Origin of the sequence: Nocardioides renjunii, assembly GCF_034661175.1 — a bacterium.
Taxonomy (GTDB): domain Bacteria; phylum Actinomycetota; class Actinomycetes; order Propionibacteriales; family Nocardioidaceae; genus Nocardioides; species Nocardioides renjunii.
In genome coordinates, this window is record NZ_CP141058.1 from 3,991,742 (window position 1) to 4,007,395 (window position 15,654).

The 15,654-nt window shown below is 74.4% G+C and carries 11 protein-coding genes and 1 pseudogene; 7 read left to right on the forward strand and 5 right to left on the reverse strand.

Annotated elements, in window-relative coordinates; genetic code table 11:
- Window positions 1–23: 23 nt before the first annotated feature.
- The 5 genes and pseudogenes from SHK17_RS19135 to SHK17_RS19160 all read left to right on the forward strand — a co-directional run bounded on the left by SHK17_RS19135 (window position 24) and on the right by SHK17_RS19160 (window position 6,826).
- Window positions 24–2,114: a magnesium chelatase subunit D family protein gene (locus tag SHK17_RS19135; protein ID WP_322920380.1), complete on the forward strand. Its 2,091-nt coding sequence runs from the start codon at window positions 24–26 to the stop codon at window positions 2,112–2,114.
- Window positions 2,111–2,827 (forward strand): 5,6-dimethylbenzimidazole synthase, encoded by a 717-nt coding sequence (gene bluB / locus SHK17_RS19140; RefSeq protein ID WP_322920381.1) that lies wholly within the window; start codon window positions 2,111–2,113, stop codon window positions 2,825–2,827. Before SHK17_RS19135 ends, bluB begins: the two co-directional genes overlap by 4 nt.
- A 1-nt stretch (window position 2,828) precedes the next feature.
- A complete protein-coding gene (gene cobO / locus SHK17_RS19145; RefSeq protein ID WP_322920382.1) occupies window positions 2,829–3,443 on the forward strand; it encodes a cob(I)yrinic acid a,c-diamide adenosyltransferase in 615 nt (204 codons plus the stop codon).
- Window positions 3,440–5,889: pseudogene (locus SHK17_RS21190) on the forward strand (cobyrinate a,c-diamide synthase). Before cobO ends, SHK17_RS21190 begins: the two are co-directional and overlap by 4 nt.
- Window positions 5,879–6,826 (forward strand): cobalamin biosynthesis protein, encoded by a 948-nt coding sequence (locus SHK17_RS19160; RefSeq protein WP_322920385.1) that lies wholly within the window; start codon window positions 5,879–5,881, stop codon window positions 6,824–6,826. The pseudogene SHK17_RS21190 and the gene SHK17_RS19160 overlap by 11 nt, the downstream one beginning before the upstream one ends.
- Here the strand turns inward: SHK17_RS19160 and SHK17_RS19165 are convergent.
- The 4 genes from SHK17_RS19165 to SHK17_RS19180 all read right to left on the reverse strand — a co-directional run bounded on the left by SHK17_RS19165 (window position 6,810) and on the right by SHK17_RS19180 (window position 10,532).
- Window positions 6,810–7,259 carry a DUF6069 family protein gene (locus tag SHK17_RS19165; RefSeq protein WP_322920386.1) on the reverse strand — a complete coding sequence of 150 codons (450 nt, stop codon included), beginning with the start codon at window positions 7,257–7,259 and terminating at the stop codon, window positions 6,810–6,812. The genes SHK17_RS19160 and SHK17_RS19165 overlap by 17 nt on opposite strands.
- The gene (locus SHK17_RS19170; RefSeq protein WP_322920387.1) at window positions 7,252–8,235 is read right to left on the reverse strand and encodes an RNA polymerase subunit sigma-70; all 984 of its coding nucleotides are present in this window, start codon (window positions 8,233–8,235) and stop codon (window positions 7,252–7,254) included. Before SHK17_RS19170 ends, SHK17_RS19165 begins: the two co-directional genes overlap by 8 nt.
- Before the next feature lie 66 nt (window positions 8,236–8,301).
- Window positions 8,302–9,051 carry a cobalt-precorrin-6A reductase gene (locus SHK17_RS19175; protein WP_322920388.1) on the reverse strand — a complete coding sequence of 250 codons (750 nt, stop codon included), beginning with the start codon at window positions 9,049–9,051 and terminating at the stop codon, window positions 8,302–8,304.
- Window positions 9,048–10,532 (reverse strand): cobyric acid synthase, encoded by a 1,485-nt coding sequence (locus SHK17_RS19180; RefSeq protein ID WP_322920389.1) that lies wholly within the window; start codon window positions 10,530–10,532, stop codon window positions 9,048–9,050. Before SHK17_RS19180 ends, SHK17_RS19175 begins: the two co-directional genes overlap by 4 nt.
- 269 nt (window positions 10,533–10,801) lie before the next feature.
- On the opposite strand from SHK17_RS19180, the gene SHK17_RS19185 reads away from it, so the two are divergent.
- The gene (locus SHK17_RS19185) at window positions 10,802–11,614 is read left to right on the forward strand and encodes a pentapeptide repeat-containing protein (protein WP_322920390.1); all 813 of its coding nucleotides are present in this window, start codon (window positions 10,802–10,804) and stop codon (window positions 11,612–11,614) included.
- Window positions 11,615–11,701: 87 nt separating this feature from the next.
- A complete protein-coding gene (locus SHK17_RS19190) occupies window positions 11,702–12,547 on the forward strand; it encodes an aldo/keto reductase (protein WP_322920391.1) in 846 nt (281 codons plus the stop codon).
- Window positions 12,548–12,636: 89 nt separating this feature from the next.
- Here the strand turns inward: SHK17_RS19190 and SHK17_RS19195 are convergent, their stop codons facing one another.
- On the reverse strand, window positions 12,637–15,510 hold the full coding sequence (locus SHK17_RS19195) for an Ig-like domain-containing protein (protein WP_322920392.1): 2,874 nt from the start codon (window positions 15,508–15,510) through the stop codon (window positions 12,637–12,639).
- Between the last annotated feature and the right edge of the window lie 144 nt (window positions 15,511–15,654).

Genomic DNA, 15,654 nt, shown 5'->3' on the forward strand with positions numbered 1-15,654 from the left:
TGGCAACGAGAGCGGGAGCCCCCATGCCACTGCAGTACCCCCTGTCTGCCGTCGTCGCCCCCCAGGCCGACCGGGCCGACGACATGACCCTCGCCCTGGTCCTCACGACCATCTCCCCCGAGGTCGGCGGCGTCCTCGTGCGCGGCGAGAAGGGCACGGCGAAGTCGACGACCGTTCGCGCCCTCGCCTCCGTGCTGCCACCGATCGAGGTGGTCACCGGCGACCGGTTCTCCAGCGCGCCCGGCGACACCTCCCCCGACGGCACGTGGCCGCTCGACGCGGAGACCGAGACCCGACCCGTACGCCTCGTGGAGCTGCCCGTCGGCGCCACCGAGGACCGCGTGCTCGGCTCGCTGCACCTGTCGAAGGTGCTGGCCGACGGCGTCGCCGAGTACGAGCCCGGCCTGCTCGCCCGCGCCCACCGCGGCATCCTCTACGTCGACGAGGTCAACCTCCTCCACGACCACCTCGTCGACTTGCTGCTCGACGCCGCCGCGATGGGCCGCTCGACCGTCGAGCGCGACGGCGTCTCGGTCGCGCACGCCGCCCGCTTCGTGCTCGTCGGCACCATGAACCCCGAGGAGGGCGAGCTCCGCCCCCAGCTCCTCGACCGCTTCGGCCTCACCGTCGAGATCGCCGCGCCACGCGACCCCCGCCTGCGCGCCGAGGTCGTCCGTCGCCGGCTCGCCTTCGACGCCGACCCCGAGGCCTTCGTCGCGTCGTACGCCGACGCCGAGCGCGCGCTGACCGACCGCATCGTCGCTGCCCGCAAGCTGCTCCCCGAGGTCGAGCTCACCGACGCGGTGCTCACCAAGGTCGCCGAGGTCTGCGCCGCCTTCGAGGTCGACGGGATGCGCGCCGACATCGTCACCACGCGGACGGCGGTCGCGCACGCCGCGTGGCACGGCCGGACCACCGTCACGAGGGCCGACATCCGCCAGGCCGCGCTGCTCGCGCTGCCGCACCGGCGGCGCAGGAACCCCTTCGACGCGCCGGGGCTGGACGAGGACCTGCTCGACGCCATCCTCGGGGACGAGGAGCCGGAGCCCGAGCCGCCGCTCCCGCCGGAGCCGGAGGGGGACGGTGACGGTGAGGGCCCGGACTCAGATAGGGAGGGTCTCGATACGCCCCCTCGTTCCTCGGGGGCTACTCGACCACCGAACAACAGTGACGGCGGCGACCAGCCGAGTGAGACCGAGGATCGGGGTCTCGATACGCCCCCTCGTCCCTCGGGGGCTACTCGACCACCGATTGAGGGTGAGGGGGCTACTCGACCACCGAGTGAGGGTGAGGGCGGCCAGGGTCCAACGTCGGTCATCGGCGCCAGCGACCCCTACAAGGTCCGGCGGTTCGAGGTCACCGGCACGGGCGCCGGGGAGTCGGGCAAGCGGTCCCGCGCGCTGACGACCAACGGCCGCCGGGCCGGCATCGACCCGACCGGCCAGGGCGGGCTGCACCTCGTCGAGACCATCCGCGCGGCCGCGCCGCACCAGCGGGGCAGGGGCCGGACCGACGGGCGGATCAGGTTCGAGCAGGCCGACCTGCGCACCGCGCGACGCGAGGGCCGCGAGGCGAACCTCGTCCTCTTCTGCGTCGACGCGTCCGGCTCGATGGCGGCGCGCAAGCGGATGGAGCAGGTCAAGACCGCGATCCTCAGCCTGCTGCTCGACGCCTACCAGCGCCGCGACAAGGTCGGGCTGGTCACCTTCCGCGCCGACTCGGCCGAGGTCGCGCTGCCGCCGACCCACTCGGTCGACATCGCTGCGAAGCGGCTCGCGGACCTGCCAGCCGGAGGGCGTACGCCACTCGCCGAGGGCCTGCTGGCCGCGGCCGAGGTGCTGCGGATCGAGCGGGTGCGCGACCCGCGCCGGCGCCCGCTGCTCATCGTCGTCACCGACGGCCGCGCGACGCACGGCACGGACGCCGTGACGAGGAGCCGACAGGCCGCGGGTTGGATCGCCGAGCAGGGCACGAGCGCGGTCGTCGTCGACTGCGAGCAGGGCCCGATGCGGCTCGGCCTCGCCGGCCAGCTCGCGACGCACATGCAGGCCACCCACCTCCCGATCGCGGAGATCAGCGCCCGGGCGCTGGCGGGCGTGGCGAGGGTGGCATGAAACTCACCCCACGACGTTCTTCTCCTCCGCTTCGCTGCCCCGAACAACGCCGCGGGGACCCCGTAAACTCCGAGGAGCTCACCGTTTCCAGCCGGGACCTCTACGACGTCATTTCCCGCCGGCGCGACGTACGGGCCGAGTTCAGCGGCGAGGCCGTCGACTGCGACGTCCTCCGTCGGGTCCTCCAGGCGGCGCACGAGGCGCCGAGCGTCGGGCACAGCCAGCCGTGGGACTTCGTCCTCGTCGCCGACGAGGCCACGCGAGACACGTTCGCCGAGCACGTCGAGACCGAGCGGCAGACGTTCGCCGCGCAGCTCGACGGTGAGCGGCGCGAGACCTTCGAGCGGATCAAGGTCGAGGGCATCCGCGAGTCGGGCCTCGGCGTCGTCGTCACCTACGACCAGGCACGCGGCGGGCAGCACGTGCTCGGCCGCCACGCGATCGCAGACACCGGCCTCTACTCCACCTGCCTGGCCATCCAGAACCTCTGGCTCGCCGCGACCGCCGAGGGCCTCGGCGTGGGGTGGGTGTCGTTCTACCGCGAGGAGTTCCTCGCCGACCTCGTCGGCCTGCCCGACGGCGTACGACCGGTGGCGTGGCTCTGCCTCGGACCGGTGACGCGGCTGCAGGAGGTGCCCGACCTGGTCCGGCACGGCTGGCGGAAGGGGCGCTCGCTCGACGACGCCGTCCACCTCGAGAGCTGGAGGGGCTGAGATGCCGCAGGGAGTGCCGACCACCGTCCCCGACGACGGCCTGACCACGCGCGAGCGCCGCAACCGCCCGCTGATCGTCGTCCACACCGGCCCCGGCAAGGGCAAGTCGACGGCCGCCTTCGGCCTCGCGATGCGCGGGTGGAACCAGGGCTTCAGCATCGGGGTCTTCCAGTTCGTGAAGTCCGCCAAGTGGCGCATCGGCGAGCAGACGGTGCTCGAGCGCCTCGGTGAGCTGCACGAGGAGACCGGCGAGGGCGGGCCCGTCGCCTGGCACAAGATGGGCTCGGGCTGGTCGTGGTCGCGCAAGGCCGGCACCGAGGAGGACCACGCCGCCGACGCCGCCGAGGGCTGGCAGGAGATCAAGCGGGCGCTGGCCGAGGAGCGGCACGACCTCTACGTCCTCGACGAGTTCACCTATCCCATGAAGTGGGGCTGGGTCGACGTCGACGACGTGGTCGCCACCCTCGTGGAGCGACCCGGCCGCCAGCACGTCGTCATCACCGGCCGCCACGCCGACCCGCGGCTCGTCGAGGCCGCCAACCTCGTCACCGAGATGGGCCAGGTCAAGCACCCGATGGAGGTCGGCCAGAAGGGCCAGCGGGGCATCGAGTGGTGACGCTCCCCCGCCTCATGGTCGCGGCGCCCGCCTCCGGCCACGGCAAGACCACCGTCGCCACCGGCCTGATGGCCGCGCTCGCCCGCGCCGGCCACACCGTCAGCGGCCACAAGGTCGGCCCCGACTACATCGACCCCGGCTACCACGCGCTCGCCACCGGCCGCCCCGGCCGCAACCTCGACCCGCACCTCGTCGGCGAGGAGCGCCTCGTACCCCTCCTCGTCCACGGCGCGACCGGCGCGGACCTCGCGGTGGTCGAGGGCGTGATGGGGCTGTACGACGGCCAGATCGGCGGTGACGGCTTCGCGTCGACGGCCCACGTGGCCGCCGTCACGCGCACCCCCGTCGTCCTGGTCGTCGACATCTCGTCGGCCTCGCGCACCGTCGCGGCGACGGTCCACGGCCTCCGCACCTGGGCGCGGCCGCCGGTCGACGTGGTCGGCGTGATCCTCAACAAGGCCGGCTCTGCCCGTCACGCCGACGAGGTCGTCCGGTCGATCGGCGACCAGGTGCCGGTGCTCGGCATCCTCCAGCGCGACGACGGGATCGAGGCGCCGTCGCGGCACCTCGGGCTCGTGCCGGCCGCCGAGCGCGGGGACGCCGCGGCGGCGCTCGACCGGCTGGCGGGGCAGATCGCCGAGCGGGTGGACCTCGAGGCGGTCGTACGCCTGGCGTCGGCGGCGCCGGACCTGCACGAGCGGGCCTGGGACCCCGCCGCCGGGGTAGTCCAGTGGCAAACGGCTGCGGATGGGCCGTCCGGACGACCGCGGGTCACTGGACTACCCGGGCGGGGGGCGCGGATCGCCGTCGCAGCCGGCCGGGCGTTCACCTTCCGCTACGCCGAGACCGTCGAGCTCCTCGAGGCCGCCGGGGCGGAGGTCGTCGACCTCGACCCGCTGACCGACAGGCGGCTGCCGGAGGGCACGACCGGGCTCTACCTCGGCGGCGGCTTCCCCGAGATGCACGCGCTCGACCTGGCCGCCAACGAGCAGCTCCTCGATGACATCCGCGGCGCCGTCCAGCGCGGCCTGCCGACCGTGGCCGAGTGTGCCGGGTTGCTCTACCTCTGCCGCACGGTCGCCGGCCCGTCCGGCCAGCCGGCGCACATGGTCGGTGCGATCGGTGCCGACGCCGCGATGGCGCCGCGCCTGACGCTGTCCTACCGCACCGCGCGGGCCGTCGGCCACGACCTGCTGTCGCGGCCGGGCGAGCAGGTCACCGGCCACGAGTTCCACCGCACCGGGCTCCTCGGCGACCCCGGCGGCCGGCCCGCGTGGTGGCTCGACGGCCCGGACGGGCCGCTCCCGGCCGGTGTCGCGACGCGGACGCTGCACGCGTCGTACCTCCACGTGCACTGGGCCGGCCACCCGCACCTGGCCGCGCGGTTCGCGGAGGCGGCCGCGACCGCCGTGCCGGTGACCGCCGCGCTGCGGTGAGCACGGTGACCGACCTGCGCCACCACGGCGACCGCGAGGCCACCGCCGGTCTCGTCGACTTCGCCGTCAACGTCCACCCCGCGCCGATGCCTCGGTGGCTGCACACCGCGATCGCCGCGTCGATGACCGACCTCGCCCGCTACCCGGACGCCACGCCGGCCGAGGCGGCGCTCGCCGATTGCCACCGCCGCGACCCCGCCGACGTGCTCGCGACCTCAGGCGCCGCGGAGGCCTTCACCCTCGTGGCCCGGCTCCGGCGCTGGCGCAGGCCGGTCGTCGTGCACCCCCAGTTCACCGAGCCCGACGTGGCCCTGCAGGCCGCCGGGACCACTCCCGTGCACGTGTCGCTCAACATCGACTGCCTCTTCACCCTCGATCCCACCCACGTCCCCGACGACGCCGACCTCGTGGTCGTCGGCAACCCGACCAACCCGACCGGCGTACGCCACCCGGCCGCAGCGCTGCGCAGCCTGACCCGGCCCGGCCGGCTCGTCGTCGTCGACGAGGCCTTCAACGACGACGGCGCCGAGAGCCTCGCCGACGAGCCCGTCCCCGGACTGCTCGTCGTCCGCAGCCTCACCAAGCTGTGGGCCATCGCCGGGCTCCGGGCCGGCTACGTGCTCGGCGAGCCCGACACCGTCGCCGCCCTCCGGGAGCTGCAGCCGCCCTGGTCGGTCTCCACCCCGGCCGCCGCGGCGATGGTCGCCTGCACGAGCGACGCCGCGCGGATCGAGGCGCAGGTGCGCGACGCCCGGGTCGCCGCGTGGCGCGACCACCTCCAGCACGGCCTCACGGAGGCGGGCATCCCGCACGTCCCGAGCACCGCGCCGTTCGTCCTCGCCCGCCCCGGCGCCGGCGTGCGCGCGGCCCTGCGTGCCCGGGGTTTCGCCGTACGCCGCTGCGACACGTTCCCGGGCCTCGACGACTCCTGGGTCCGGATCGCCGTGCGCCCGCCCGAGGTGTCCGCCCCCCTCCTGGACGCGATGGAGGCGCTGGCGGATGTCACCTGACCGGCGGCACAGCCGCGCGCTCGGCCTGGTGCTGGGCCACCTCGCGGACCGGGCGTTCGGCGACCCGCGCCGGGGGCACCCCGTCGCGGTCTTCGGCACCGCGGCAGCCGCGCTCGAGCAGCGCACGTACGCCGACTCGCGCGCCCGAGGCGCGGTCCACCTCGCTGTGCTCGTCGGCGCGGTGACAGCGGCCGGCGCGATCGCGGAGCGGCGAGCGGGCAACCGTTTCGTCGTGCACACCCTCCTCACCGCCGCCGCCACCTGGACCGTCCTCGGCGGCACCTCGCTCGGCCGGGAAGCCCGCGCCGTCCACGACCTTCTCGCGAGCGCCGACCTGCCCGGCGCCCGCCAGCGGCTGACGCACCTCGTCGGCCGCGACCCGACCCACCTCGACGCAGCCGAGGTCAGCCGCGCCACCGTCGAGTCGGTCGCGGAGAACACCTCGGACGCGGTCGTCGCCCCCCTCGTCTGGGGTGCGCTGCTCGGCGTCCCGGGCCTGCTCGGCTACCGGGCCGCCAACACGCTGGACGCGATGGTCGGCCACCGCGGCGAGCGATACGGCCGGTTCGGGTGGGCGTCGGCGCGGTTCGACGACCTGCTCAACCTCCCCGGCGCGCGGGTCAGCGGCCTCCTCGCCGCGGCCCTCGCCCCGGTCGTCGGCGGCTCGGCAACGGCCGCCATCGGCGCCTGGGCCCGCGACGCGCGCCACCACCCCAGCCCCAACGCCGGCGTGGTCGAGGCGGCGTTCGCCGGCGCGCTCGGCGTGCGGCTGGGCGGGCGCAACCACTACCCGCACGGCGTCGAGGACCGGGTCCTGCTCGGCGACGGCCCGCCTCCCACCACGGACGACATCGACCGCTCCGTCCGCCTGGCTGACCAGGTCGGGACCGGAGCGGTCGTCGTCGCGGTGCTGCTGGCCCTCAGGAAGGGCCGCTGACCCTCCGCAGGAGCCGGGTGAGCGCCGGGACCATCACGGCCGCCGCCACCAGGTGCAGCACGACCAGCCCGACAACGGTGTCCGTGCCCGATCCCCACAGGACCGGCGGCACCAGCGACAGCGCCGTCAGCACGACCGCGGTCCGGAGGAAGTGGTCCGCCGGACGCCCGCTCCACCGCAGCAGCGCGGCGGCGATGACGACGCCGACCAGCGACCAGACGCCCGCCTGCAAGCCGATGCCCGAGACCGGGATCACCTCCCCGCCCTCGACCCGGAAGTCGACGCCGAGCGCCTCCATCGCGGCCGCTGCGAGCGTCGTGACCACCACCGTCCCGACCGTCGCGACGAGGCCGCCCACGACCAGCCTGCCCACCCGCGAGCCGAAGCCGGCGCGCGTGGCGAGCGCGGTGTCGTCGATCGAGGTGTCACTCATCGCCGTCCACCTCCAGCCGCTCCGGGAGGCCGAGCAGCGCGAACTGCTCCTGGCCGAAGATGGTGACCTCGGTGACCGCGCCGCCGCTGATCCGCAGGACGTCGATCGTGATCGGCAGGAAGGCACCGGCCGTCTCGCGCCACAGGTAGTAGCCCACCGCGGGCTGCCGGTTGACCGACGTGACGACGGACCGCAGGCCGGTCATCTCCGGGTAGCCGTTGGCCGTCCAGTCCGCGACCACCGCGTCCCGCCCGACGATGAGCCCCTCGTAGGGCGGCATGGAGTAGCGGACGTCGTCGCGCAGCATCGTCGCGAGCGCGCCGAGGTCCGGGCCCACGCTGGCCTCGGTGAACCGGCGGACGAGCTCGCGGTTGTCGGCGTCGTCCTCGGCGCCGGTCCACTCCTGCCGCTCGGCCGGCAGGTGCTCGCGCATCCCGGCCCGGGCCCGCTGCAACGCGCTGTTGACCGAGTTGACCGAGTCGCCCAGCAGCTCGGCGACCTCCTTGGCGGGCCAGCCCAGCACGTCGCGCAGGATCAGCACGGCGCGCGGTCGCGGGGCGAGGTGCTGCACCGCGACGACGTACGCCAGCTCGATCGTCTCGCGCGCCACGGCGACCACCTCCGGCTCGTCCGCGTCGGCCGCGGGCAGCTCGTCGAGCAGCCGGTCGGGGTAGGGCTGCAGCCACATCACCTCGCCACCGGTCGCCGGCTCGGGCCGGCGCTTGTCGAGCAGGTCGAGGCAGGCGTTGGTGGCGATCTTGTAGAGCCAGGCCCGCAGCGTCGACCTCCCCTCGAAGGTCTCGCGCCGACGCCAGGCGCGCAGGAACGTCTCCTGCACGGCGTCCTCAGCGTCCTGGAACGACCCCAGCATCCGGTAGCAGTGCACGTGCAGCTCGCGCCGGTGCCGCTCCGCCTGCGCCGAGAACGCCTGCTCGTCGAGCTCGCCCACGGTCCGCTCCTCCAGTTGCGTGTCCACACTCATCGCTTCGTCCTTCCCTCGACATCCTGTCGTGGTTGTGACGGCGACGGGCGCCAGAACTCATCACTCGCCCCGGAGCCACCTCAGCGCGCCGGCCGCGTCGGGGACGCTCTCGACGGGATCGCTGCCGTCGGGACGGGCACCGCGACGGCGTACGACGACCACCGGCACGCCGAGCTGGCCGGCGGCCTGCATCTTGGGCCAGGTGTAGGTGCCGCCCGAGTCCTTGGTCACCAGCACGTCGACGGCGTGCTCCCCGAGCAGCTCCAGCTCGCCGGCCAGCGTGTAGGGGCCGCGGTCGAGCAGCACGGTCCACGGGTCGGGCACCTCGATCGTCGGCGGGTCCACCACGCGGGCGACGGCGCGGTGCCCGGCCAGCGGGCCGACGAAGCGGTCGAGCGGCTGGCGTCCCACGGTGAGGAGGGGGCGCCCACCCAGCCGGGCGGCGAGCCCGGCGGCCTCGTCGTGGTCGTCGACCCAGTGCCAGGCGTCCGAGCCGGGCTCGCCCGCCCAGCCGGGCCGGGCCAGCCGCAGCAGCGGCAGGCCCTCGGCCGCGCAGGCCGCGACGGCGTTGGCGGTCATGCCGCCCGCGAAGGGGTGGGTGGCGTCGACGACCGCCTCGACGGCCTCCTCACGCAGCCACGATCGCAGCCCGTCGACGCCGCCGAAGCCGCCGATCCGGACCTCCCCGGCGGGCAACCGCGGGCGCTCGACCCGGCCGGCGAGCGACGACACGGCGTCGATCTCGGTGTCCACGAGCAGCGCCGCGAGCTCGCGCGCCTCGCTGGTGCCGCCGAGCAGCAGGACCTTCATCGCGACGCTCCTGGTGCGAGGGCGGGCAGCCCGGCGGGCGCGCCCGAGGTGGCGAGGTCGAGCAGCGCGTCGACGTCGAGGTGCTCCTCGGCGAGGTCGCCGAGGAGGTCGAGACGGCGCTCGCGCTGCTCGGCGAAGCTCACGGTCGCCGGCTCGTACGCCGCCCCTGCCGCCGCGGCCGCCTCCCGGAGGACGGCCCGCCGGAGCTCGTCGCCCTCGAGGCTGCCGTGCCACATGGTGCCGAGCACGGCCCCCGAGCGGGCGCCGCCGAGGAACTCCTCCCCGCCGTGGCGGGTGGTGCGGCCGTGGTGGATCTCGTAGCCGTGGGCGGGAGCCGCGAGCGCGGTCCCGGTCGGGAGCCGCAGCACCTTCGCGGCGCCGAAGGTGGTGGTCACGTCGAGGAGCCCGAGCCCCGGCACGTCGGCGCCGGCCTCGCCCTCGATCCCGTCGGGGTCGCAGATCCGGGTGCCGAGCATCTGGAAGCCGCCGCAGATCCCGAGCACGGGCCGGCCGGCCGCGGCGTGCGCGAGCACGGCCCGGTCGAGCCCGCGGGCCCGCAGCCACGCCAGGTCCTCGAGCGTCGCCCGGGTGCCGGGCAGCACGACGAGGTCGGCGCCGGCGAGCGCGCGCGCCTCGGACGCGAAGGTGACGTCGACGCCCGGCTCGATGCCCAGCGCGTCGACGTCGGTGAAGTTGGAGATCCGCGGCAGCCGGACTACCGCGACCCGCAGCCGGGCCTCCGCCTCCTCGGCGCGGCGACCCTCGAGGTCGAGCGCGTCCTCGGAGTCGAGCCACAGCCCCGGGTGCCAGGGCAGCACGCCGTAGACCTCCCGCCCGGTCAGCGACCGGAGCTCGTCGAGCCCGGGCCGGAGCAGGTCGAGGTCGCCGCGGAACTTGTTGACCACGAAGCCCGCGACCAGCGCCTGGTCGGCCGCGGAGAGCAGCGCCACCGTGCCGAACATCGCGGCGAAGACACCGCCGCGGTCGATGTCGCCGACGACGACCGTCGGCACGTCCCCGTGGCGGGCCAGGCCCATGTTGACGTAGTCGCCCGCGCGCAGGTTGATCTCCGCCGGGCTGCCCGCGCCCTCGACGACGACGACGTCGTGCCGCGAGCGCAGCTCGTCGAAGGCGGCGTACGCCGCGTCGCGCAGGTGGGTTCGCCCGCCGACGAAGTCGCGGGAGTCCAGCGTCCCCGCCGGCCGGCCCATCACCACGACGTGGCTGCGCCGGTCGCCGCCCGGCTTGAGCAGCACCGGGTTCATCGCGGCCTCCGGCTCGACGCCGGCCGCGACCGCCTGGACCCACTGGGCGCGGCCGATCTCGGCGCCATCGGCGCACACCATCGAGTTGTTGGACATGTTTTGCGCCTTGAACGGCGCGACCGAGACGCCCCGGCGGGCGAAGGCGCGGCAGAGGGCGGTGGTGACGATGGTCTTGCCGGCATCGGACGTCGTCCCGGCGACCAGCAGCGCACTCACGGTCGCCAGCCTAGAGAGCCGCACCCCCGCCGCGGGCCGGCGGGCGGCGTCGCGCGGGCGCCGTACCCACAGTCGGGGAAGATTTTGCCTGCGACTTGTTTCGTTCTCGGGACGACGGGAGAGAATCGTTGTATGACCAAGCTCCTCCTCGACAACCGAGTGGTCGCGGTGCTCTTCTTCGTGCTGACCGTTCTGAACGCGTTCGCGATCCAGAACAACTGGTACCACTGAGGCGCACCGGCTTTCCACGCGCGTGAAATGATGCCCAGGTGGCGACACCTGGGTTGGTCTCGGACTGCGCGCAGTGCTTCGGGCTGTGCTGCGTCCTCCTCCCCTTCTCCGCCGCCGCGGGCTTCGGTGTCGACAAGCCCGGCGGCCGCCCGTGCCTCAACCTCCTCGACGACGACCGCTGTGGCATCCACGCCACGCTCCGTGAGGACGGCTGGCCGGGCTGCACGGTGTTCGAGTGCTTCGGCGCCGGCCAGCAGGTCTCGCAGGTCACCTACGCCGGCGTCTCGTGGCGCGAGCCGGGCCCGCCCCACCGCCGGGCCGAGATGGGCGCCGTCCTGTCGGTGATGCGACAGCTCCACGAGATGCTCGTCCACCTCACCGAGGTCGACCGGCGCTCGCCCGACCCGGCCACGGCCGCGGTGCGGACGGAGATCGAGGCGCTGACCGGCGCCGACCCCGAGACCCTGCTCACCTCCGACGTCGACGGGCTCCAGGGGCGGGTGGGCCGCCTCCTCGCCGACGCCAGCACCCGCGTACGCCGGTCGTGGCCGGCCGCGGGCGACCGCTCGCACCGGGACCTGGCCGGGCGTCGCCTGGGCGGCGACCACCGGGGCTGGACCTTCCGCGGCGCGCTGATGATCCGCGCCGACCTGCGCGGCGCACAGCTGGCCGACGCCGACCTGCTGGGCGCGGACCTGCGCGACGCCGACGTACGCGGCTGCGACCTCTCGACCACGCTCTTCCTCACCCAGCCGCAGGTCAACGGGGCGATCGGCGACGCCGCCACCGTCCTGCCGCCGGGTCTCTCCCGCCCCGGCCACTGGGGGCGCGCTCCCTCGGTGGTCGAGTAGACGAGCGCCGGCGAGCGGGCGTGTCGGGACCTCACCACAAGGGGTGAGTCCCGGAATACCCCCGCGAGCCGCCGTGCTGTGCCTCACATGACCGTTCCCAGCATCACGCTCCATGACGGCACGACCATCCCGCAGCTCGGCTTCGGCGTGTTCCAGATCGAACCCGCCGACACCGTCGAGGCGGTGACGCGGGCCCTCGAGGTCGGCTACCGCCACATCGACACCGCCGAGATGTACGGCAACGAGAAGGAGGTCGGCGAGGCGCTGCGCACCGCCGGGGTCCCGCGCGAGCAGGTCTACGTCACGTCCAAGCTCAACAACGGCTTCCACGAGCCCGACGCCGCCGAGCGCGCGTTCGAGCAGACGCTGACCGACCTGGGCCTGGACCGCATCGACCTCTTCCTCATCCACTGGCCGCTGCCCACCCGCTACGACGGCGACTTCGTCTCTACCTGGCGCACGTTGACCTCGTTCGTCGAGGACGGCCGGGCCACGTCCGTCGGCGTGTCCAACTTCCAGCCCGCGCACCTGCAGCGCATCGTCGACGAGACCGGCGTCGCCCCCGTGATCAACCAGGTGGAGGTGCACCCCTACTTCACCAACGAGGACGTGCGCGCCGCCAACGCCTCCCACCGGGTGGCCACCGAGGCGTGGTCGCCGATCGCCCAGGGCCAGGTCCTCGACGACCAGGTCCTCACCGAGATCGCGTCGGCCAAGGGCAAGTCCGCCGCCCAGGTCACGCTGCGCTGGCACATCGAGCGCGGCGACATCGTGTTCCCCAAGTCGGTGACCCCGAGCCGGATGCAGGAGAACTTCGAGATCTTCGACTTCTCCCTCACCGACGACGAGGTCGAGCGCATCTCCGCGCTCGACAAGGGCGAGAAGGGCCGGACCGGCCCCAACCCCGACTCGTTCGACTACATCCCCGACTGACCCGCAGCACGCACAGGAGGCCGGGCGGCACGATGGCCGCCCGGCCTCCTGGCTCGTTCACGCCCCCGCTGGTGCGGGGCCGCTGAGGATCAGCGCGTCACGCGCAGCTGCAGCGACCGGTTGCCGGCCGCGGTGACGACCTGCAGCTTGGTGGACCGCTCCGGTCGCACCGAGGCCACCCAGTGGGTGATGTCGCCGCGCCGGCCGACCATCCTGAAGCGGGACGCCTTGACCGCGCCGGAGTGGCGCAGCTTCGGGGCCTTGGTCGACATCACGTGGAGGCTGCTCCACGTGCCCTTGCGCACGGTCCACGAGGACCCGTCCTGCTTCGACCGCGCCACCCACACGTCGAGCACCTCGTACGTCGCGCTCGACGTGGCGGTGTTGCCCGCCAGGTCGGTGACCGTCGCGATCGACGTCATCGACCCGAAGGGGCCACCCGTCGTCGTCACCGTGCACGACGCGACACCGGACAGCGCGTCGGAGCCGCTGCACTGGGCGATGCGGGCACGACCCTTGTAGGTGCGGCCGTCGCCGACCCGCGTCAGCGAGGCGGTGGGAGCGGTCAGGTCGAGGTTGAACGGACCGGCCGCGACCACGGCCACGCCGCCGTCGGTGCCGATGACGGTCCGGCTGACGTACTGGCCGACGCCCTCCTTGGCGAGGACCACGGGCGCCGGGCAGTCGGTGACGTCGTCACCGCACACGAAGCTCACCGTCACCGGGCCGGAGAACCAGCCCGAGCCGCCGTTGCCGCTCACGCGGGTGGTGACGACCGGCGCGCTGCGCGCGGTCGAGGAGCCGGACGCCTGGTGGTCGGCGTCACCGCTGTAGGCCGCCGCGACGACCGAGCCGCCGTCGTTGGCGGTGCCCTCGAGGACGGCCGCGCCGTCGACGAGCGGCGCGGTGCCGACCTCGACGCCGTCGACGTAGAAGCGCACCGAGCCGGTCGGCTCACCGACGCCGGTCACCGCCGCGGCGATGCGGCCGGGGGTGGAGCTCACCGTGGTGGTGGTCTCCGCCTTCTCGATGACGAACGCCGTGACGTCGTCGCCGCGCTCGAAGGAGCCGTCGGCCGAGGAGTACGACGCGCGGATCGTGTGCAGGCCGGCGTGGAGACCGGAGACGGCCGGCAGCGTCGCCGCACCGGAGACGAGCGTGACCGGGGCACCGAGGTCGGTGCCGTCGAGGGCGAACTGCACGGTCCCGGTCACCGGGCCCGACGGCGAGGTCACGGTCGCGGAGACCGGGACGTCCTCACCGAACACGACGCCCGAGACGGGCTGCACGGCGACCGAGGTGGCCTGTGCCTGCACGACCAGGGTCGCGCTGTCGGTGAGGCCACCGAGGGTCGCGGTCACCACGTAGGTGCCCGCGGCGATCGGAGCGCAGGCGGCCGCGGCGCACGGCGTCGAGGCACCGCCGCCGACCGGGGCGAAGGAGAACGTGGCGTCCGCCGTGACGTCGCCGAGGTCGTTGCCGAAGCGGTCGGCGCCGGTGACGGCGTACGTCCGGGAGCCGCCCGCGGCGACGGTCGCCGAGCCGGGCGAAAGCTGGATCGAGGCCAGGTCGTCGGCCTCGACGTGCAGGACCGCGGTGTCGGTCACCGCGACGCCGCCGGCACCGGGGGTGCTGGCGGTGACGACGTGGTCACCGGTGGCGGTGGGCTTGCAGACGCCCTGCGGGCAGGCGACGTTCGAGCCGCTGGGGCCGGTGGTGGTCACCAGGGAGTCGAGGGTGAGGTCGCCGAGGTCGTTGCCGTACTGGTCGGTGCCGGTGACGGTGTACGCCGCCTGGCCGCCGGCCGCGACCGTGGTGTCGGCGGGCGACAGCTCGATCGAGGCGGCCGGGCCCGCGACGACGGCGAAGGTGACCTTGCGGGTCTGGTTGCCGAAGGTCGCGGTAACCGTGTAGGTCCCGATGTCCGTGGCCGAGCACGCCGTGGCGGTGCAGGACGCGCCGGTGCCGGTGCCGTTGGGCGAGATGGTGAGCGAGGTCGGGGTGACCGACTTCGTGACCACGCCGTCGGTGACCGTCATCGCGACGGGGTTGGCCACGCCGGCCGCGACGGACGGGGCGCCGATGGTGAGGTCCGCGGCCGTGAGCTGCGAGGTGTAGGTGATGCGGAGCTGCGGGGCCTGGCCGGTCGTGTTGACGACCACGCTGCCACCGGCGGGGACGAGGGACGAGCCGCCGCCACCACCGTTGCCGGTGCCGGTGCTGGAGCCGCCACCACCGCCACCGCCGTAGAAGCCGCCGCCGCCGCCGGCGCCGAAGCTGGTGCCGCCGTTGCCGCCGACGCCGAGGGAACCAGCGGTGGCTCCGCTGCCGCCGGCACCGCCGGCGGTCTGCGTGCCGCCCTGGCCGGGGCCACCGGTTGCTCCGGATCCCGCGGTGCCGGCTGCGCCGTTGAGCCCGGCGTCGCCTCCGTTGGAGCCGTTGACGTCCGTGCCGCCACCGCCGCCGGCCACCACGAGGCGCGACTCGAGCGAGCCGGCAGCCGTCCGGGAGACGGTGCGCAGGTCGGTGGCCCCGCCACCGCCGTGGGTGCTCGAGTCGCCGACGCGGTTTCCGCCACCGTTGAAGGCGTTGCCCGCGGCAGAGCCGGTGCCACCGACCTCCACGTAATAGGTGGCGCCGGCCGTGACGGGCACCTCGCCCGTCACGACCGCTCCGCGACCGGGGGTGGAGTTGCTGCTCGCACCGCCGGCGGCACCGACTGCCACGACGGTGACGCTGTCGACGTCGTCGGGGACCTCGAAGGTCTGCTGGGCGCCCGTGTAGGCGTAGGTCAGGGTGCAGGCGAAGGCATCGCCGGAGATGACGCAGTCCTCGGCAGGGTTGGCCGCGGAGGCCGGGGCAGCGGTGCCCACGAGGGCCAGCGCGGTGGCGGGAAGGACGAGCGCCGTCGCGGAGCGCAGCCAGTGGCGGCGCGGCGGGGACGCGGTCGAGTGGGTTCGCATGCGGCCATCCCAGACGGTTCTGGTTGAACCTTCAGTCGAATGCCGACCGCGTGGCACTCCCGTGGCCCAGTTGTGGCAGTCCCGTGCTCGCGGTCCCACGCCGCGGACGAGCCACCCGGAGCCGGGGTCGCGTACTCAGGCCAC

Bases quoted from the DNA above. Each gene is read 5' to 3' on its own strand.
- SHK17_RS19195 (WP_322920392.1), bottom strand. From the start codon at position 15,510: ATGCGAACCCACTCGACCGCGTCCCCGCCGCGCCGCCACTGGCTGCGC.
- bluB (WP_322920381.1), top strand. From the start codon at position 2,111: ATGAAACTCACCCCACGACGTTCTTCTCCTCCGCTTCGCTGCCCCGAA.
- SHK17_RS19175 (WP_322920388.1), bottom strand. From the start codon at position 9,051: ATGAAGGTCCTGCTGCTCGGCGGCACCAGCGAGGCGCGCGAGCTCGCG.
- SHK17_RS19160 (WP_322920385.1), top strand. From the start codon at position 5,879: ATGTCACCTGACCGGCGGCACAGCCGCGCGCTCGGCCTGGTGCTGGGC.
- cobO (WP_322920382.1), top strand. From the start codon at position 2,829: ATGCCGCAGGGAGTGCCGACCACCGTCCCCGACGACGGCCTGACCACG.
- SHK17_RS19165 (WP_322920386.1), bottom strand. From the start codon at position 7,259: ATGAGTGACACCTCGATCGACGACACCGCGCTCGCCACGCGCGCCGGC.
- SHK17_RS19135 (WP_322920380.1), top strand. From the start codon at position 24: ATGCCACTGCAGTACCCCCTGTCTGCCGTCGTCGCCCCCCAGGCCGAC.
- SHK17_RS19190 (WP_322920391.1), top strand. From the start codon at position 11,702: ATGACCGTTCCCAGCATCACGCTCCATGACGGCACGACCATCCCGCAG.